Origin of the sequence: Stenotrophomonas rhizophila (assembly GCF_007667275.1) — a bacterium.
Classification (GTDB): domain Bacteria; phylum Pseudomonadota; class Gammaproteobacteria; order Xanthomonadales; family Xanthomonadaceae; genus Stenotrophomonas; species Stenotrophomonas maltophilia_AE.
Genome location: NZ_VDQT01000005.1, coordinates 163,199 through 180,528, shown reverse-complemented (window position 1 = coordinate 180,528; position 17,330 = coordinate 163,199). Strand labels below are relative to the sequence as shown.

At 68.9% G+C, this 17,330-nt stretch carries 15 protein-coding genes and 1 riboswitch; of the genes, 7 read left to right on the top strand and 8 right to left on the bottom strand.

What is annotated here, in order from left to right:
• Nucleotides 1-8: 8 nt before the first annotated feature.
• Nucleotides 9-2,675: a TonB-dependent receptor gene (locus FSZ13_RS16050; protein WP_145481427.1), complete on the bottom strand. Its 2,667-nt coding sequence runs from the start codon at nt 2,673-2,675 to the stop codon at nt 9-11.
• Nucleotides 2,676-2,862: 187 nt separating this feature from the next.
• Here FSZ13_RS16050 and queD point away from each other — a divergent pair, with 187 nt between their 5' ends.
• Complete coding sequence (queD, locus tag FSZ13_RS16045) at nt 2,863-3,216, top strand: 6-carboxytetrahydropterin synthase QueD (RefSeq protein WP_145481426.1); 354 nt, start codon at nt 2,863-2,865, stop codon at nt 3,214-3,216.
• A 333-nt stretch (nt 3,217-3,549) separates the two neighbouring features.
• On the opposite strand, the gene FSZ13_RS16040 is transcribed toward queD, so the two are convergent.
• The 3 genes from FSZ13_RS16040 to FSZ13_RS16030 are packed head-to-tail and all read right to left on the bottom strand — an operon-like array spanning nt 3,550 to nt 6,870.
• Nucleotides 3,550-4,635 (bottom strand): alpha/beta fold hydrolase, encoded by a 1,086-nt coding sequence (locus FSZ13_RS16040; protein ID WP_145481425.1) that lies wholly within the window; start codon nt 4,633-4,635, stop codon nt 3,550-3,552.
• A 34-nt stretch (nt 4,636-4,669) separates the two neighbouring features.
• Nucleotides 4,670-6,151, bottom strand: coding sequence for a sensor histidine kinase (locus tag FSZ13_RS16035; protein WP_145481424.1), 1,482 nt, complete (start codon nt 6,149-6,151; stop codon nt 4,670-4,672).
• Nucleotides 6,148-6,870 (bottom strand): response regulator transcription factor, encoded by a 723-nt coding sequence (locus tag FSZ13_RS16030; RefSeq protein WP_145481423.1) that lies wholly within the window; start codon nt 6,868-6,870, stop codon nt 6,148-6,150. Before FSZ13_RS16030 ends, FSZ13_RS16035 begins: the two co-directional genes overlap by 4 nt.
• 147 nt (nt 6,871-7,017) lie before the next feature.
• Between FSZ13_RS16030 and msrB the strand changes: the two genes are divergently transcribed.
• The 3 genes from msrB (at nt 7,018) to msrA (ending at nt 10,152) form a co-directional block, all read left to right on the top strand.
• Entirely contained in the window at nt 7,018-7,557 is a 540-nt protein-coding gene (gene msrB / locus FSZ13_RS16025; RefSeq protein ID WP_145481422.1) for a peptide-methionine (R)-S-oxide reductase MsrB, read from the top strand.
• A gap of 70 nt (nt 7,558-7,627) precedes the next feature.
• The gene (locus FSZ13_RS16020; protein WP_145481421.1) at nt 7,628-9,400 is read left to right on the top strand and encodes a cytochrome c biogenesis protein DipZ; all 1,773 of its coding nucleotides are present in this window, start codon (nt 7,628-7,630) and stop codon (nt 9,398-9,400) included.
• A 14-nt stretch (nt 9,401-9,414) separates the two neighbouring features.
• Nucleotides 9,415-10,152, top strand: coding sequence for a peptide-methionine (S)-S-oxide reductase MsrA (gene msrA, locus FSZ13_RS16015; protein ID WP_145481420.1), 738 nt, complete (start codon nt 9,415-9,417; stop codon nt 10,150-10,152).
• A gap of 45 nt (nt 10,153-10,197) precedes the next feature.
• On the opposite strand, the gene FSZ13_RS16010 is transcribed toward msrA, so the two are convergent.
• Both FSZ13_RS16010 and bioD read right to left on the bottom strand, forming a co-directional pair.
• The gene (locus tag FSZ13_RS16010; protein ID WP_145481419.1) at nt 10,198-11,730 is read right to left on the bottom strand and encodes a hypothetical protein; all 1,533 of its coding nucleotides are present in this window, start codon (nt 11,728-11,730) and stop codon (nt 10,198-10,200) included.
• Between the two features lie 60 nt (nt 11,731-11,790).
• A complete protein-coding gene (gene bioD / locus FSZ13_RS16005) occupies nt 11,791-12,489 on the bottom strand; it encodes a dethiobiotin synthase (protein ID WP_145481418.1) in 699 nt (232 codons plus the stop codon).
• Nucleotides 12,490-12,607: 118 nt separating this feature from the next.
• Between bioD and FSZ13_RS16000 the strand changes: the two genes are divergently transcribed.
• Both FSZ13_RS16000 and FSZ13_RS15995 read left to right on the top strand, forming a co-directional pair.
• The gene (locus FSZ13_RS16000; protein ID WP_145481417.1) at nt 12,608-13,090 is read left to right on the top strand and encodes a GAF domain-containing protein; all 483 of its coding nucleotides are present in this window, start codon (nt 12,608-12,610) and stop codon (nt 13,088-13,090) included.
• Nucleotides 13,087-13,452 carry a TfoX/Sxy family protein gene (locus tag FSZ13_RS15995; RefSeq protein WP_145481416.1) on the top strand — a complete coding sequence of 122 codons (366 nt, stop codon included), beginning with the start codon at nt 13,087-13,089 and terminating at the stop codon, nt 13,450-13,452. The genes FSZ13_RS16000 and FSZ13_RS15995 overlap by 4 nt, the downstream gene beginning before the upstream one ends.
• Before the next feature lie 78 nt (nt 13,453-13,530).
• Here FSZ13_RS15995 and FSZ13_RS15990 read toward each other — a convergent pair whose 3' ends face one another.
• Entirely contained in the window at nt 13,531-14,112 is a 582-nt protein-coding gene (locus FSZ13_RS15990; RefSeq protein WP_145481415.1) for a histidine phosphatase family protein, read from the bottom strand.
• A 143-nt stretch (nt 14,113-14,255) separates the two neighbouring features.
• A riboswitch (cobalamin riboswitch) is annotated at nt 14,256-14,481 on the top strand.
• Nucleotides 14,482-14,600: 119 nt separating this feature from the next.
• Between FSZ13_RS15990 and btuB the strand changes: the two genes are divergently transcribed.
• Entirely contained in the window at nt 14,601-16,442 is a 1,842-nt protein-coding gene (gene btuB / locus FSZ13_RS15985) for a TonB-dependent vitamin B12 receptor (RefSeq protein ID WP_145481414.1), read from the top strand.
• Between the two features lie 105 nt (nt 16,443-16,547).
• Here the strand turns inward: btuB and gph are convergent, their stop codons facing one another.
• Nucleotides 16,548-17,198, bottom strand: a complete 651-nt coding sequence (gene gph / locus FSZ13_RS15980; protein WP_145481413.1) for a phosphoglycolate phosphatase — start codon at nt 17,196-17,198, stop codon at nt 16,548-16,550.
• Between the last annotated feature and the right edge of the window lie 132 nt (nt 17,199-17,330).

Here is a 17,330-nt window from a genome sequence, read left to right as displayed (position 1 = left end):
CCCCTCTCTCAGAAGCGATAGTCGAAGCCGACGGTGAAGTAGCGGCCACGCAGGTCGTACTGGCTGAAGTCGTACGGCGCGCGGATGCCCGGGAACGAGGCGTCGTACGGCGGTTCCTCGTCGGCCAGGTTCTGGATCTTCGCGTACAGGGTCAGCTTCTCCAGCCCGGTGTAAGCCAGGTACAGATCGAACTGGCTGTACGAATCCACCCGGTCCTGCACGGCCGTGGCCGCTGCACTGGCCTTCTGGTCGTAGCCGCTGGTGTAGTACCAGGTCAGCGCGGTGCGGAAATCGGCGTAGCTCCAGTCCAGCGTGGTGGTGGCCTTGTTCTTGGGCAGGGTGGCGCCGAGGTTGCTGCCGGCGTAGTCCACCAACGGGCCGCCGACCACGGTGGGACGGCTGTAATCGCGCACGTGGGTGAACGCGGTGGAGAGCGAGAAGTCGCCCGCCGCTGCGGTCGGGAAGCGCTGGCGCAGTTCCACGTCGAAGCCGGAGGTCTTCAGCTCGCTCAGGTTCTGGTAGCGGTTGAACACTGCCAGCAGCTTGCCGCGCTCATCGCGGGTCACCGCGCCCGGCACGTCGTTGGTGACCAGGGTCTGGGTGTTGTTGGTGCCGACCAGGTTCTCCAGTTCGATGCGGTAGTAATCCACGCTCAGGCTGGTGTTGGACCACGGCGAGAGCACCACGCCCAGGTTGTAGCTCTTGGTGCGCTCCGGCTTGAGGTTGCTGTTGCCGACCGTGAAGAAGGTCGGGTTCTGGCGCGAGCCGGGCACGTCCGGATCGCGCGGATCGATCACGCTGCCGTAGGCGATGCTGGTGCTGTTGGAGTTCTCCGACAGCGACGGCGCGCGGAACCCCTTCGAGGCCGCAGCGCGCACCAGCAGGATGTCGAACGGCTGCCAGCGCAGGCTCAGCTTGGGCGAGAACGCATCGCCGAAATCGCTGTAATGGTCGGCGCGCGCGGCGGCCTGCAGTTCCAGGCGCTCGGCCAGCGGCACGTTCACTTCGGCGTAGGCGGCAGTCACCTTGCGCTCGCCGTGCACTTCGGCGATGGCCGGGCGGATCTGCAGGCCCGCGTCGATCTGCCACGGGTTTTCCGAGTCCAGCTTCTCGCGGCGCCATTCCAGCCCGGCGGCGAAGCCGATCGGCCCGGCCCAGGTGCTGCCCAGTCCGCCGGAGATCTTTGCGTCCACGCCCTGCAGCACCGATTCGGCGGGACGCAGCGTGCTCAGGTTGATGCTGTCGATCACCGCCTGCGGAGTCGCCGACGGATCGAGCAGGTTGTAGCTGCCTGTGGCCAACGCGTCGGCCAGGGTGAAGCGGTTGGCGAAGCCGCCGGAGACGGTTTCGCGCTCGCTGCTGCGTGCGCCGAACGCGCCCACTTCCCAGTCCCAGTCCTGCAGGCTGCCACGCAGGCCGACCACGCCACGGTAGGCGGTGGAGCGGTTGGTCTTGATGGTCGGGCCGAGGTTGAAGAAGGTGTACTCGATCGGGATCGCGCGGCCATACGGGTTGAACGGGCTGCTGGCCGGCAGGTTGGACGACACCGGTTCGGCCAGGCCGGTATCGGCGTTGAGCGCGAAGCGGCCGCTTTCCAGGGTGAAGAACGGGCTGCTGCCGAACCACGACACGCCCTTGATCTCGCTGTAGATCACTTCGCCGAACGCTTCGACGTTGTCGTTCACCTTGAAGGTGCCGTTGACGTAGGCCTGGTAGCGCTTGGTCGACGGAATCAGGGTGGTGTAGGGGGCCAGGTTGAAGCCGCAGGTGTTGCCGGGCAGGCCGTCGATCGGCGCGCTGGGCACCAGCGTGGTGTTGTCCGGGCACTGCCCGTTGGCATCCAGCATGGGCACCGAGGTGCCGTTGACCAGGAAGCGGGCGCCCTTGGCCGACCAGCCGTTCCAGCGGCCGCCGGGCTTGTCGGTGTAGATGCCCGACCTGGTGAGGTCGCGCTGGTCCTGGTCCAGGCGCTCGCGGTTGTAGCCTTCCAGGCTGACCAGGATGTTGTAGCCGTCGGTGTCCAGGTCGCCGATGCCACCGATGAACTTCAGGTTCTGCTCGTCCAGCCCGCCCTGGTCGGCCGTGCCGACGCTGCCGCCCAGCTCGGCGCCCTCGAAGTTCTGCCGGGTGATGATGTTGACCACGCCGGCCACCGCGTCCGAGCCGTACACCGCCGAGGCGCCGTCCTTCAGCACCTCGATGCGTTCCACCGCGACCATCGGCAGCGCGTTGAGGTTGACGAAGGTGTCGGACAGGCCACCGGCCGGGAAGCCGTAGTTGGCCAGGCGGCGGCCGTTGAGCAGCACCAGGGTGTTCTTCTGCGACAGGCCGCGCAGGCCGATGCCGGCCGAGCCCGAGGCCCAGCCATTGTTGGTGGTCTCGTTGTTGGCGTTGCCGGTGTTGGCCGAGATCGAGCGCAGCAGGTCGGCCACGGTGGCCTTGCCGGTCGCTTCGATCTCCTGGCGACCGATCACCTGCACCGGGTTGGCGGTCTCGGTGTCGGTGCGCTTGATGTTGGAACCGGTCACCCGTACGGCGGCAATGGTCTTGCTGTCGCCGGCGGCGGTATCGGGGCTGGCCACGTCGGCGGCCGCGGCGGTATCGAGGGCAAACGCAGGCAAAGGCGTGGCCAGAGCGGCGGCAAGGGCCGCCACGAGAAGGGTGTGCTTGGGCATGAACTCAATGGGGGTGGTGGACGACGAGTTCCGCAGTAATCCATGCCAGGCCGTTAACGGGCCAATAACATCGCTTCATGCGGATATAACGAAAGATAACATCGCTTCATCCGGATGGATATGTTTTTGTTTGCAACCATTCCGTCCGCGGCACGATCGATCGGGCGGCAGGCCTTACAATGTGGGCATGGAAATCTTCAAAGTCTTTACCCTCGAAGCGGCCCACCGCCTGCCCAACGTGCCGCCCGGCCACAAGTGCGCGCGGCTGCACGGCCACTCGTTCCGGGTGGAGCTCAAGGTCGAGGGCGAGCCCGGCGAACACAGCGGCTGGATCATGGATTTCGGCGACGTCAAAACGGCCTTCCAGCCGATCTACGACCGCCTGGACCACCACTACCTCAATGACATCCCCGGCCTGGAGAACCCGACCAGCGAACGCCTGGCGATCTGGATCTGGAACGAGCTCAAGCCCAGCTTGCCGGCGCTGAGCGAGGTGACGGTGCTTGAGACCTGCACGTCCGGGTGTCGTTACCGGGGTTGAGGCCGCACGGCGGCAGAAGCCGCACGACCGCAGAAGCCGCACGACCAACGGTCGTGCGCTACCGCGCGGGGGTCGACCGTGCCATTGGCGGCCGGTAGGTGCCCACCGTTGGTGGGCACGGAGGCTGCCGAAGGTGCAATGAACTGGCTGCTAACCAATTGATTTCGCTTGCTTTTAAATGAATTCTGGCCATCTCGGCAAATATTTGTTGCAACGCACCACAATCGGCGTATGCTGCAATGCATCAAACGGAATTTGCGTGGGTCCCTCCCCCCACGCAAGCCCAAGACCCGACAGAACCCTCCCTCTGTCGGGTCTTTTTTTTTGCCCACGTCACTGCGCCAGCGGGCGCACGATCTGCACCAGGCTCAACAGGGTTTTTCCCGGCTCCTCCCACGGCACCATGTGCGCGGAATGTTCGAACCACACGCCCTGCTTGAAGGGGGCCTGCACGGTGTTCAACCAGCGCTCGGTCGGTGCGTTCGGCGTGGTGTAGTCGTGGCGCCCCATGAACATCACCACCGGGATCGGGAAGCGCGTGACCGGGTTGAAATCCACCTTCAGCATCTGCGGCAGCAACGGCCCCAGCGACAGCACGCTGCCCTTGTCGATGTTGCAGCGGTCCGCGTCCGTGTAGTCCGGTGAGAGCTTGGCCGCGCCGAAGTAGTACTTCGAGTCATCGCGGTACGCGGTCAACCCGCCGTAGTACTGCGGCCAGGTGCGCGCGGTGATGATGCGCTCGCGGGTGATCGGGGTGTTGCCGGGGTACGGTGCGATCGCTTCCAGTTCGGCGACGGCCTTGGCGTTGCCGTGCGCTTTGGCCTGTGCCAACCCGTAGTCGAAGCTGATCTTCTCGTTCTCCACCTGGTTGATGATCTGCCCGATCCCCACGTAGGCATGGAACAGGTCCGGCCGCTTCAGCGCCGCCTGCATCGCCACGATGGTGCCCCAGCTGTGCGCCACCAGGATCACCTTGCGCTGGCCCAGGTGCGTGCGCAGGTGTTCGGCCACTTCGATCGCATCGTCGACGTAGCGTTCGATCGTCAGCGTCGGCGCGATGGCGTCCGGCGACGCTTCCGCAAAGGTCTTGCCGGCACCGCGCTGGTCCCAGTCGACCACGGTGAAGTATTCCTCCAGCGGCCGCTGGAACTGCCACAAGCTCGGCGTCACCGGGCTCGCCGGGCCGCCGTGCACGAACAGGATCACCGGATTGGCACGGTCTTCGCCACGGATCGTGAGCCACTGCCGCAGCCCACCGATCGGCGTGGCGTACTGCTCCTGGATACCGTTCGGGGTGGTGATCCGCTGCAGGTCGCGCACCACCGCGCGGGCGGGTTCGAGTGCGGATGTGTCAGGGCAGGATTGAGCGGCAGCGGATGCAGCGGTGGACAGCAGGGCCAGGCAGATGAGTGCGCGCATGAAACCTCCAGGGTCCGGGGCATCTTGCCACGCTCTACGGGTGACGGGCTGCCGTGGCGGCTGGGAGGCTGAAGACGAACAGCGCGCCTTCGCGGCTTTCCAGCAGCCGGATTTCGCGGCCGTGCAGCTGCAGGATCCTGTGCACGATCAGCAGGCCCAAGCCACCGCTGTCCGGGCGGTCGCTGCCCAGCGCCGGCGGGGTGTGGAACAGGTCCTCGCGCCGCGCCGGCGGAATACCCGGGCCGGTGTCGGCCACGCTGACCTGTACCTCGCCCTGCACCGCCTGCAGCGTGACCGTGATCCGCCCCCCTTCCGGCGTATGCCGGATCGCGTTGTCGAGCAGGTTGGTCAGCACCCGCTCGATCAGCGCCAGGTCGGCATCGACGCCCGGCAGGCCCGGAGGAATCTCCGCCGCCAGGGTCTGCCGACGCGCCTGCGCGGCCAGTTCGAATTTCTGGAAGACGTCCTGCACCAGGTCCGGCAGCGAGAACGCCTGGCGGTCCAACACCACCCCGCCGTGCTCCAGCCGGGCCAGCTCGAACAGCGCCTGCGCCAGCCTGCCCACCTTGTGGCTCTGCGACAGCGCGATGGCCAGGTAGCGCTGGCGCTCTTCCGGACTGAGCGTGGCGTCCTTCAATGCCAGTGTTTCCAGGTAACCGTGCAGCGACGACAACGGCGTGCGCAGGTCATGCGAGATATTGGCCACCAGCTCGCGCCGCTGCAGGTCCTGCTGGCGCAGCTGCTGCCACTGCTCGCCCAGGCGCTGGCCCATGTGCCCGAAGCTGTGCTGCAGGATCGCCAGCTCGTCGCGCTCGCCGGCGCGCAGCGGGGTGGGCGGCAGCGCCTGTGCCGGCGCGGCGGCATCCACGTCGAAGGACTGCACGCGGCGGGTCAGCTGGCGCAGCGGGCGGGTGACCCAGCGGAACGCCACCGCGCCGGCCAGCAGGCCGATCACCGCCACGATCGCCAGCGACCATAGCGTGGTCCGCAGCGTGGCGTTGGCGGCGATGTTGGCGGCCAGCGCCTCGCGCTGCTCGCCCACCAGGACCACGTAGATGTAACCGGCCTGCCGGCCCTGCACGAACAACGGCGCGGCGTTGAACACCTTGCGTCCGTTGGCGCTGCGCGGATCGTCGCCGAGGATCGGCAGCGGCTCGTCGCGCAGCAGCGCCTGCACCGGCGCCAGGTCCACGCGGTCACGCTTGAGATGGCCGTTGGGCGCGTCGTGGCCGAGGATGCGGCCCTGGTCATCCAGCAGGTAGACCTCCACGCTGGGGTTCACCGCCATCAGCTTGCCGAACAGCGCGCGCACCTCGCCGCTGCGCATGCCGCCACCGTCCATCAGCTCGCCACTGCGCGCGATGTGTTCGGCCAGCCCGCGCGACAGCCGTTGCACGGTTTCCTGCTCGTGCACGGTGGTGCTGCGCATCTGGATCCACATCAGCGCGCCACAGCACACCAGCAGCAGCGCGAAGAACGCCACCGACAACCGTTGCGACAGACTCAGGCGGATCATGCCGGCGCGCCTTCGCCGCCATCGACGAGCTTGTAGCCGCGGCCCCACACCGTCTGGATGCGCTGCGGCGACGCCGGGTCGCGTTCGATCTTGTTGCGCAGCCGGTTGATGTGGGTGTTCACCGTGTGCTCGTAGCCATCGTGCTGGTAGCCCCAGACCTGGTTGAGCAGGTCCATGCGCGAGTACACCTGGCCCGGATGCCGGGCGAAGAAGTACAGCAGGTCGAACTCGCGCGGGGTCAGCTCCAGCGCGCGGCCCTCCACCTGCGCGGTGCGCGCCACCGGGTCGATGCGCAGCCCGGCCACGTTCAGTTCGCCAGCGTCGATGCGCGCGTTCTGTGCCATCGCCTCGACGCGGCGCAACAGCGCCTTGACCCGCGCCACCAGCTCCAGCATGGAGAAGGGCTTGGCCAGGTAATCGTCCGCGCCCAGTTCCAGGCCAAGGATGCGGTGCACTTCACTGGCACGGGCGCTGGTGATGATGATCGGCGTGTAACGCGCCATGCCGCGCGCGCGCCGGCAGATTTCCAGTCCGTCCACCCCCGGCAGCATCAGGTCCAGCACCAGCGCGCTCCACGGCTGCGCGTCGAGCAGGGCCAGGCCCTCGTCGCCGGTGGCGGCGTGGGTGACCTCGTAGCCCTCGTCGCGCAGGTGCATGCGCAGCAGGTTGGCGATGTGGACATCGTCCTCGACGATCAGGACCTGTTTTGCACTGCTCATCGGCACGCGGGGGAGTGGCGGGAAGGTAGCCGCATTGTGGTCGGATCCGGACCTGAATGTGTCACGGAAAATTTAACCCTGCGTGAGGATTCGTTGATCGGCCCGGGCGCAGCATGGCCCCATCGTTTCCAGAGTGGGAGATCGGCCATGCGCTGCACCCGTCGCAAGCTGCTTGGCATGGGCGCCATCGGCGCCGCTGCCGGCCTGTTCGGCCTGACCGCCTGCAGTGGCACCGCACCGGCCGCGCCGGCGCCCTCGCGCCGCTTCGAAGTGATGCGCACCGATGCGCAGTGGCGCGACCAGCTGACCCCGGCGCAGTACGCCGTGCTGCGCCGGCAGAGCACCGAGCGACCGTTCAGCAGCCCACTCAACAAGGAGCACCGGCGCGGCACCTTCAGCTGCGCCGGCTGCGGACTGGCGCTGTTCTCCTCCTCCACCAAGTTCGACAGCGGCACCGGCTGGCCGAGCTTCTGGGCGCCGCTGCACGATGCGGTAGCCGAAGACCGCGACACCACGCTGGGCATGCTGCGGGTGGAAGCGCATTGCCGGCGATGCGGTGGGCACCTGGGGCATGTGTTCGATGACGGGCCGCGGCCCACTGGGCTGCGGTATTGCATGAACGGCGTGGCGATGAACTTCATCGCCGCTGACGACGAGACACGCGTGCGGATCCCGAACCGTACGTAGCGCCGGGCCTGCCCGGCTGGATGCTTGACGCAGCCGGGCAGGTCCCGGCAATACCGATAAGGAACATTCAATGATTCTGCTTGTCCTGGCCTACCTCGGCGGCGTACTCACCATCCTCAGCCCGTGCATCCTGCCGGTGCTGCCGTTCGTGTTCGCCCGCTCGGACCGCCCGTTCCTGCGCAGCGGTCTGCCGCTGCTGGTGGGCATGGCGCTGATGTTCGCGGTGGTGGCCAGCCTCGCCGCGGTGGGCAGCCAATGGGTGGCGCAGGCCAACCAGGTCGGGCGCTGGGTGGCGCTGGTGGTGATGGCGTTGTTCGCGCTGGCACTGCTGTGGCCACGCCTGGCCGATCATCTGCTGGCGCCGTTCCAGCGCGTCGGGGCGCGGCTCAGCGCCTCCGCCGATGCCGCCAGCGCGGCCGGCCGCGGCGGCGTGGGCACTTCGCTGCTGATCGGGGCGGCCACCGGCCTGCTGTGGGCGCCGTGTGCCGGGCCGATCCTGGGCCTGATCCTCACCGGTGCCGCGCTGCAGGGCGCCAGCGTGGGCACCAGTGGCCTGCTGCTGGCCTACGCACTGGGCGCGGCGACCTCGCTGGCGCTGGCGATCTGGATCGGCGGCCGCGTGTTCACCGCGCTCAAGCAGCGCCTCGGCGCCGGCGAGTGGATCCGCCGCGGGCTGGGCGTCGCGGCACTGCTGGCGGTGGTGGCCATTGGCATGGGCTGGGACACCGGCGTGCTGACCCGGCTGTCCACGGTCAGCACCGCAAGGCTCGAGCAGGGGCTGCTGGACACCCTGCCCGGCCAGGCGCCGGCGGCCGGCCCGGCGATGATGATGCGCACCGACGCCGCGGCGGGGACCGAACTGCCGGTGGAGGGCACCCTGCCCTCGCTGGCCGGTGCCACCGGCTGGCTCAACAGCCCGCCGCTGAGCGTCGAGGGCCTGCGCGGCAAGGTGGTTCTGGTGGATTTCTGGACCTACTCCTGCATCAACTGCCTGCGCGCGCTGCCGTACGTGCGCGAGTGGGAGCAGCGCTACCGCAACCAGGGACTGGTGGTGATCGGCGTGCATGCACCGGAGTTCGCCTTCGAGCGCAACCTGCGCAACGTGATGGGCGCGGTGGAGGACCTGAAGATCACCTACCCGGTGGCGATCGACAACGACTTCGCGATCTGGCGCGGCTTCAACAACCGCTATTGGCCGGCGCATTACTTCATCGACGGCCAGGGCCGGATCCGCGCCCACCATTTCGGCGAAGGCAACTACGCGCAGTCCGAACAGATCATCCGCCAGCTGCTGCGCGAGAACGGCGCCACCCTGCCGGACGAAGCGCAGGCGATGGCGATGGCGGCGGCGAATCCACGCGACGGCGTGGAGCGCCAGGCCGACATGCGCAACCTGAAGTCGCCGGAGACCTACCTCGGCCACGCGCGTGCGGAAAACTTCGCCTCCCCCGGCGGGCAGCGCGCCGACCAGGTCGCCGACTACGCGGTGCCTGCCAGCCTGCAGCTCAACCAGTGGGCACTGGGCGGACGCTGGACCGTGGGCGATGAAGACGCCCAGCTGCAGCAGGCCGGTGGACGCATCGCGTTCCGCTTCCACGCCCGCGACCTGCACCTGGTGTTGGCGCCGGGCGCGGACGGCAAGCCGGTGCGCTTCCGCGTGCGCCTGGATGGGCAGGCCCCGGGTGCAGCGGCCGGGGGCGACATCGCCCCCGATGGCAGCGGCACCGTTGGCGGGCACCGCCTGTACCAGCTGATCCGCCAGTCGAGCGACGTGCGCGAACGCACCTTCGAAATCGAATTCCTCGATCCCGGCGTGCACGCCTACGCCTTCACCTTCGGATGAAACAGGAGCACGCCATGCGACTTTCCGTCGACAAACTGGTGGCCGGTGGCATTGCCGCCGTGATCGCCGCCCTTACCGTCACCGCGGTGCTCAGCCTGGAACGCCCCGCGCATGCCGCGCCGGCCGAGGCGGTGGTGGCCGTGCCGGCGCCGCGTGGCGCGGCCAATCCCACCCTGCCGGGCAAGCGCGCCCAGGTGGTGTTCGCCGGGGGCTGTTTCTGGGGCGTGCAGGGCGTGTTCCAGCACATCAAGGGCGTGGACAACGCGGTGTCCGGCTACATCGGTGGGCGCGCGGCCGACGCGAACTATTCGCGCGTCAGTGGCGGTGGCACGGGCCATGCCGAAGCGGTGCAGGTCACCTACGATCCCAGCCAGGTGAGCTACGGCCAGCTGATGCAGGTGTTCTTCTCGGTGGTGCACGACCCGACCCAGCTCAACCGCCAGGGTCCCGACCGTGGCACCCAGTACCGCTCGGCGGTGTACGCCGACGACGCCGCGCAGCGCGACGCCACCCGCGCCTACATCGCCCAGCTGCAGCAGGCGCGCGCGTATGCCGCGCCGGTGGTGACCACGGTCGACGGCGGCGCGCCCTTCCACGCCGCCGAGGGTTACCACCAGAACTACCTCACCCTGCACCCGGAGTCTTTGTACATCCGCATCAACGACCAGCCGAAGGTGGCGGCACTGCAACGCATGTACCCGCAGCTTTACCGCGAAAAGCCGCGGCTGGTGTCGACCCTGTCGGCACGCTGATGTGGGTCGGCAGCGGGGCAGAGCCCCGCTCTACGGGGTGGTGCGTCACCCGGTCGGTGCGCGCGCGGCCATCGCGGCCAGCTGCGGCAACGCCCGGGGGCTGTACACCGCCTCGAAGACCTGGCGCTGGCCGGGCGCTACCTGCACGCTGACCAGCGCGCGGCCGATGGTCGGGTCCGGATCGCGGCGGATGACCCAATAGGGCTGGTCCCCTTGCGCGGGTGCCGGCACGCCATGAACGCGGCGCAGCGTCACCTTGCTGCCATCGCCGATCACTGGCTTCAGGGCCTGGGTGACTGCAGCGCGCGGATTCCGGGCGAGATTCTCCGGCCTGACCTGGTAGGCCAGTCCGCCCATCTGACGCGGCGTCACTGGCATCTTCAACGCGACGACCGGCGCACGCGGTTGAGCGTGCCCGTTCACCTGCACCGGCGACGTGCGCGGGACCGGCCGCGGCTGTGGCGCAGGCGCCCCAGCCGGTGGCGGCGACCGACGTGGTCCGCCCGGCTCCACTGCCTGCGCCAGGTGCAGGGGCTGCTTCCTGTACGCGTCGATCAGTGCGTCCAGCGCCGGTCCATGCGACGGGATCACCACCCGCTGCAGGCCCTTGCTGAAGAGCCGCACCGCGTCGACCGCGGCGCACGCCAGCGCGTGCTGGTAGAGCGGATCGACCGCGGCGTCCTGCGCGCGCGATGTCCTGGAAAACAGACCGCTGCCGGGCAGCAGCAGGATGAAGGTTTCCACCTCGTGCCTGGCGGCATTGGCCATGGCATGCGCGAACTGGCGCAGCATGCCGGCGTACAGCGCCTTTGCATCGAAGTCGGGTTGGCCGCGACGATCGAGCGCGGCGATGGAGATCATGTCGTAGCTGGGACCGGTGCTGGACGGCGCCGCGAATGAGGCGCCGAGCAACAGGTCGCGCTGCGCCTCCAGCCGTTCCCCGGGCGTGCCGCGGACATCGCACAGCGCCTGCAGCACGGACCGGTCATGCCGCAACTGCACGCCGGGGGAGTACAGCTGGCGCTCGCCGGCGTGCTCCAGCCCCAGCGGATAGCCGGTGGCCACGTCCAGGCTGGCCTTGGCGCCCAGCCCGAGCACGCACAGCGCTTCCTCGGCGGGCATGCGCTGGTGATTGAACCAGTCCACGCCCAGGCCGCCGCCACGGTGGCGGCTGTCGGCCGGATTGATGATCGCAACCCGACCGGCGCCTGGCGTGCCCAGCAGCTTGATCAGGCAATCCACGGCGTTGTTGCCGACACGCACGAACTGGGCGGTGGCGCCGGTCGGAACCGGCAGGCGGGTGCAGGCGGTAACCTCGGGCGGAGCGACGTGCAGACCGCGCTCCTGCTGGCGCACGCGCTCGAACAGGTGGTTGATCCGGGCGTTGATTGAATCGCCACGCACGGGCTGGCGCGGTGCGGCCTGCTGTACCGGCCCGTTGCGCAGCCGGTGCAGGGCCAGCCGCGGCGGTGGGGACGCTGTCGCGGTGGACGCTGCCCTGCCTGCATCCGCGTGCGTGGGGGTGGGCGTGATGAACCGATGGGCGGCAATCGGGGCCGCCTCTGGAGAACGAGGCATCGCGGGGGTAACCAAGGCTGGGCGGCCCGCGATAGTAGGTGTCTATCGTCCGACCGGCCTTCAGAATTCCTGCATGGGCAATGTCAGGGCGTCGGCCAGCCGTGCCGGATCAGCGCCCGGTGCATGCGGCAGGCGCCCCCAGAACGGCAGCGGCAGCCGCGCCTTCAACAGCGCGACGTTGTCGTCGATGCGCTGCATCTGCGGGTCCACCTCGTTGGCGATCCAGCCGATGCAGGTGGCACCGCTGGCGGCGATGGCCTGCGCGGTCAGCCGCGCATGGTTCAGGCAGCCCAGCCGCAGGCCCACCACCATCACCACCGGCAGCTGCAGGGCGTGGACCAGGTGCGCCTGGTCCAGCGTGCCGGACAGCGGCGCCAGCCAGCCGCCCACGCCCTCCACCACCACGGTGTCGGCCTGCGCCCGCAGCCGTGCGAAGGCCGCTTCGATGGGCTGCAGCGACAGGGTCACGCCGGCGGCGGCGGCGGCCAGTTCCGGGGCCAGCGGCAACGCCAGCGCATACGGGTTCAGGTCGGCATAGGCCGGGGCCGGGTCGCTGGCCGCCAGCAGTGCGGTGGCGTCTTCATTGCGCAGGCCCTGCGCGGTCAGCTCGCAGCCGCTGGCGACCGGCTTCATGCCCACCGCACGCCGGCCACGCTGGCGCAGCGCGTGCAGCAGGGCGCAGCTGCTGAAGGTCTTGCCGATGCCGGTGTCGGTACCGGTGACGTAGAAGGCAGCAGGCACGGGGGCAGGCGACGACATGGCCGGTCCAGTCAACAGGGGCGCCCATTATCGGTCCTGCAAAAGCGGCTGCGCAGCGGAATCGCTGCGTTCCGCGCCCGGGCGGCCCGCTGCCGGCTGCACTTGCTAGACTTCGGCCATGTTCGATACCTCCACGCTCACCGGCAGCAAGCCGGAACAGTACGGCCAGCTGCTGGCCCAGGCCCGCGCCCTGGTGCACGGTGAACGCGACCGCATCGCCAATGCCGCCAACCTGTCGGCGCTGGTCTACCACGCCCTGCCGCAGCTGAACTGGGTGGGTTTCTACCTCTACGATGGCAAGGAGCTGGTGGTCGGCCCGTTCCAGGGGCTGCCGGCCTGCGTGCGCATTCCGCTGCACAAGGGCGTGTGCGGTGCCGCCGCCTCGCAGCGGGTTACCCAGCGCATCGAAGACGTGGACGCCTTCCCCGGCCACATCGCCTGCGACTCGGCCTCGCGCTCGGAACTGGTCGTGCCGCTGGTCAAGGGCGACACCCTGATCGGCGTGTTCGACCTGGACAGCCCGGTGCTGGCCCGCTTCGATGCCGATGACCAGGCCGGTCTGGAAGCGATCGCGGCGGTGTTCGTCGAGGCGCTGGGATGAGCGCGAAGCTGCGCAACATCGGCCCCAAGAGCGCCGCCTGGCTGCGCCAGGTCGGTCTGCGCACCGCCGAGGATCTTGTTGCCGCCGGCGCCGTGGGCGCGTTCGTGAAAGTACGTCGCGCCGGCTTCAAGCCCAGCCTCAACCTGCTTTACTCGCTGGAAGGCGCGCTGCAGGACTGCCACTGGCAGGACCTGCCGGAAGCGCGCCGCACCCAGCTGGTGGCCGAGTACGAAGCGATCATCGCCGACAACCCGCTGAAGAAGGCGCCGCCAGCATCCGGCCCGGTGTACGACCGCACGGTGGCCAACGATGACGAAAGCGATGAAGCCCCGTTCGAATCGGACAACGAAGACCGGACGTAGCGCCACGCCCTGCGTGGCTGCATGAAGCCGGCACCGCGCGCAAATCCGGCACCGCGCGCAGCCACGCAGGGCGTGGCTCTACGTCGCCTGCTGCAGCTCGAGGAGCTCTCCCCACAGTTCACCGTCTTCGCGCTCCACGCGCAGACGCACGCGCGTCCCGTGGTCGATCCGCAGCGCCCAGCACATCGCCATCGGCAGGCCGCACACCTGCGACAGCACCATGCGCAGCGGGCCACCGTGGCTCACCACCAGCGTCGGCACCGGCTCAGGGTCGTCGAGCAGCCGATGCAGCGCACGCGCGATGCGGCGCTCGAAGTGGCCCCAGCTCTCGCCATGCGGCGGCGGGTTGGCATGCGGGTCGAGGTGGAAGGCCTGCAGCGCCTGCATCGGCAGCGCCTCCAGCGGCTGACCGTCCCAGTCGCCGAAATCCAGTTCTTCCCACTCTTCGTCGCCGATCACCTCCAGCCCGCGCGGCAGGCCCAGCGCCGAGGCCGTGGCCAGCGCGCGTTCGCGTGGCGAGCTCAGCACGCGCTCCCATTCCAGCTCCGCATAGCGGGCGCAGATCCGGTCGGTGCTTCCCGCTTCCAGTGGTGGATCGGTACGGCCATCGAGGTAGGCATCGCGGCCGGTGGCGGCGTGCCGGACCAGGTCCAGGATCATGCCGGCGGGAACCGGCGATGCTGCCGGCCAGGATGCTGCAATCCGATCTGTTTCATGCGAACCACGTAGTAGAGCGAGGCGCATTCTAACCGCTGCGCGCCTGCCACCGCCTGCGGCCCGCGCCCGCGCGCGGGCTTTGCTCTACACTGCGCGCACTTTCAGGTGACCTGCGGCGCATGCCGGCAGGTTGAAACGGGAAGCCGGTGACGCAACAGGTCCTGCCTGCTGCCATTCCGGCGCTGCCCCCGCAACGGTAAGCGTGTAAACGCCAGGCAAGACGTCACTGTGCGCAGGCATGGGAAGGCGCCTGGTGCGATGGTCCGCCATCAGCGCGCAAGCCCGGAGACCGGCCTGGAAGACGACTGGTTGCGATGCGGCGGGCATGGCGGCGGCAGGCAGTGCCGTGCGCGCCGCCACCGTCGCGTGCCTTCCGTTGACCACCGCCCCCCACTTTGCCGCGCGGGCGTGCGCGGTGCATGGAGTCACCGATGAAGCTGCAGATCCAGACCCTTTCCCTTGCCATGCTGGCCGCGCTGCCGCTGCTGGCCGCCGCACAGGACGATTCCAGCGCGCTGGACACGATCCTGGTCACCGCCACGCGCACCCCGATTGCCCTGCAGGACAGCATTTCGCCGGCGCAGGTGATCGACCGTGCCGAGATCGAGCGCAGCCAGGCGCCGTCGCTGCAGGACCTGCTGCGCGGCCGCGCCGGCATCAACCTCAACAACAGCGGCGGGCTGGGCAAGCAGAGTTCGCTGTTCCTGCGCGGCACCAACTCGGCCCACACCCTGGTGCTGGTGGACGGCGTGCGCATCAATACCGGCGACCTCGGCCTGGCGATGCTGCAGGACCTGCCGCTGGCGCAGATCGAGCGCGTGGAAATCGTGCGCGGACCGCAGTCCAGCCTGTACGGCGCGGACGCGATCGGTGGCGTGATCCAGATCTTCACCCGGCGCAACGCCGGCGCGTTCGCCCCGCACCTGCAACTGGGCGGCGGCAGCAACGGCCTGCGTGAAGCCAGCGGCGGCTTCGGCGGTACCGGCGCACGCGGCTGGTTCGGCACCGACATCGCCTACCAGCACACCGACGGCATCAATGCCTGCCGCGGCGATGCAGCCACCTTTGCCGGCTGCGGCGCCGACGAACCCGACCGCGACGGCTACCGCAACCTGTCGATGAGCCTGCGCGGTGGCTACAGCCTGACCGACACGCTGCAGGTGGAAGGTACCGCGCTGCGCGCCGAGGGCGAGAACCACTACGACGGCTACTACAACTACTCCGAAACGCTGCAGCAGGTACTGGGCGGCAAGCTGCGCTACACCCCAAGCGAGCGCTTCGCCCTGACCGTGAATGTCGGCCGCGCCGACAACGAGTCGGACAACTACAACGACAGCACCTGGCTCGGTGCGGCGCAGACCCACCGCGACAGCGCCTCGGTGCAGGCCGACGTCGGCGTCGCCGAGGGCCAGCTGCTCAGTGCCGGCGTGGACTGGAGCCAGGACAACCTGGACGGCAGCAGCGCCGGCTATCTGGTCGACAGCCGCGACAACACCGGCGTGTTCGTGCAGTACCAGGGCCGCTTCGGCGCGCACCACCTGCAGGCCAGCGTGCGCAACGACGACAACGAGCAGTTCGGCAACCACACCACCGGCAGCCTGGGCTGGGGCATGGAGCTGGGCAGCGGGTTCCGCCTCAACGCCAGTTACGGCACCGCGTTCAAGGCGCCGACCTTCAGCGACCTGTATGACCCGTGGAGCGGCGTGCCGGGGCTGGACCCGGAGGAATCGAAGAGCGCCAACGTCGGCATCGCGCAGCAGGGCGAGGGCTGGCGCTGGGGCCTGGACGTGTATGAAACGCGCATCGATGACCTGATCACCTACGACGCCACCACCTTCATGATGACCCAGGTGGAGAAGGCGCGGATCCGCGGTGCGGAACTGACCGGTGCGATTGCCTTGGCCGGATTCGATGTCAGTGCCCAGCTCAGCCACACCGACCCGCGCAACCGCACCGACGGCAGCGCGCAGTTCGACAACTGGCTGGCCCGCCGCGCACGTGACACCGCGCGCCTGGACATCGACCGCAGCTTCGGCGGCTTCCGCGCGGGCGTCACCGCCACGGCGGCCGGCAAGCGCTATGACAACGCCGACAACACGGTGCGCCTGGCCGGCTATGGCACCGTGGACCTGCGCCTGGAATATGCGATCAGCCGCGACTGGTCGGTGCTGGGCCGGGTCAGCAACGTGTTCGACCGCGACTACGAAACGGTGGCCTGGTACAACCAGCCGGGCCGTGAGTACCGTTTGAGCGTGCGTTACCAGCCGAAGTGATCGGGCGTTGGCCGGCATCGCGAGGTGCCGGCCAACGGCCGGCGCTACCGGGTGTGCGCGCAGCCACGGCCGCGGGCGTCCCGCGCACACGGCACCACGGCCGCGCTACAACCCGGGCAACGCCCGCAGGTCGTCCACCACCGCCACCGCGTCCACCGTCTCCAGGTCCAGCCCACGCGGATACCCATAGCGCACCAGCGCCACCGGCATGCCCGCGTCCACCGCGGCGCGGTAGTCGGTGATGGAATCGCCGACCATCAATGCGTCAGTGGGTGCCACGTCGAACGCAGCTGCGAGATGCCGCAACGGCACGCCGCTGGGCTTGCGCTCGGGCAGCGAATCGCCGCCCAGCAGCATCTTGAAGTAGTCCTGCACACCAAGATGCGCCAGCAGCGGCGCGACCATGGCCGAAGGCTTGTTGGTGCAGATCGCCAAGGCCACGTTGCGCGCGCGCAAGGCTTCCAGCGCCGGCACCACACCGTCGTACAGCCGCGGGCTGCGCAGCAGGCAGGCTTCGTAATGGCGCATGAAACCGGGCATTACCCGGGCCAGGTCGATGTCGCTGCCCGCAGCGGTGAAGGCCTGCTCAACAAGGCGCCGAACGCCATCTCCGATCCAGGTAAGCACCGTGGCCTCAGGCACGCGCGGCAGCTGCCAGTCTTCCAGCGTACGGTTGAGCGCCTCGGCGATATCCGGCGCGCTGTCGACCAGCGTGCCGTCCAGGTCAAAGATCACCAGCGGATAGGGATAGGACAAGGGAAGGATCGCTTCTGCAACATGGGGGATCCCCATTGTAGAGCCACGCCCTGCGTGGCTGCGTGCAGCCGGGCACCGCGCAGACACGCATGGCGTGTCCCTACACCATCGCGACACGCCATGCGTGTCCGC

What these genes read in the sequence shown, in the direction of transcription:
- FSZ13_RS16050 (WP_145481427.1), bottom strand. Translation starts at nt 2,675, where the DNA reads ATGCCCAAGCACACCCTTCTCGTGGCGGCCCTTGCCGCCGCTCTGGCC.
- queD (WP_145481426.1), top strand. Translation starts at nt 2,863, where the DNA reads ATGGAAATCTTCAAAGTCTTTACCCTCGAAGCGGCCCACCGCCTGCCC.
- FSZ13_RS16040 (WP_145481425.1), bottom strand. Translation starts at nt 4,635, where the DNA reads ATGCGCGCACTCATCTGCCTGGCCCTGCTGTCCACCGCTGCATCCGCT.
- FSZ13_RS16035 (WP_145481424.1), bottom strand. Translation starts at nt 6,151, where the DNA reads ATGATCCGCCTGAGTCTGTCGCAACGGTTGTCGGTGGCGTTCTTCGCG.
- FSZ13_RS16030 (WP_145481423.1), bottom strand. Translation starts at nt 6,870, where the DNA reads ATGAGCAGTGCAAAACAGGTCCTGATCGTCGAGGACGATGTCCACATC.
- msrB (WP_145481422.1), top strand. Translation starts at nt 7,018, where the DNA reads ATGCGCTGCACCCGTCGCAAGCTGCTTGGCATGGGCGCCATCGGCGCC.
- FSZ13_RS16020 (WP_145481421.1), top strand. Translation starts at nt 7,628, where the DNA reads ATGATTCTGCTTGTCCTGGCCTACCTCGGCGGCGTACTCACCATCCTC.
- msrA (WP_145481420.1), top strand. Translation starts at nt 9,415, where the DNA reads ATGCGACTTTCCGTCGACAAACTGGTGGCCGGTGGCATTGCCGCCGTG.
- FSZ13_RS16010 (WP_145481419.1), bottom strand. Translation starts at nt 11,730, where the DNA reads ATGCCTCGTTCTCCAGAGGCGGCCCCGATTGCCGCCCATCGGTTCATC.
- bioD (WP_145481418.1), bottom strand. Translation starts at nt 12,489, where the DNA reads ATGTCGTCGCCTGCCCCCGTGCCTGCTGCCTTCTACGTCACCGGTACC.
- FSZ13_RS16000 (WP_145481417.1), top strand. Translation starts at nt 12,608, where the DNA reads ATGTTCGATACCTCCACGCTCACCGGCAGCAAGCCGGAACAGTACGGC.
- FSZ13_RS15995 (WP_145481416.1), top strand. Translation starts at nt 13,087, where the DNA reads ATGAGCGCGAAGCTGCGCAACATCGGCCCCAAGAGCGCCGCCTGGCTG.
- FSZ13_RS15990 (WP_145481415.1), bottom strand. Translation starts at nt 14,112, where the DNA reads ATGATCCTGGACCTGGTCCGGCACGCCGCCACCGGCCGCGATGCCTAC.
- btuB (WP_145481414.1), top strand. Translation starts at nt 14,601, where the DNA reads ATGAAGCTGCAGATCCAGACCCTTTCCCTTGCCATGCTGGCCGCGCTG.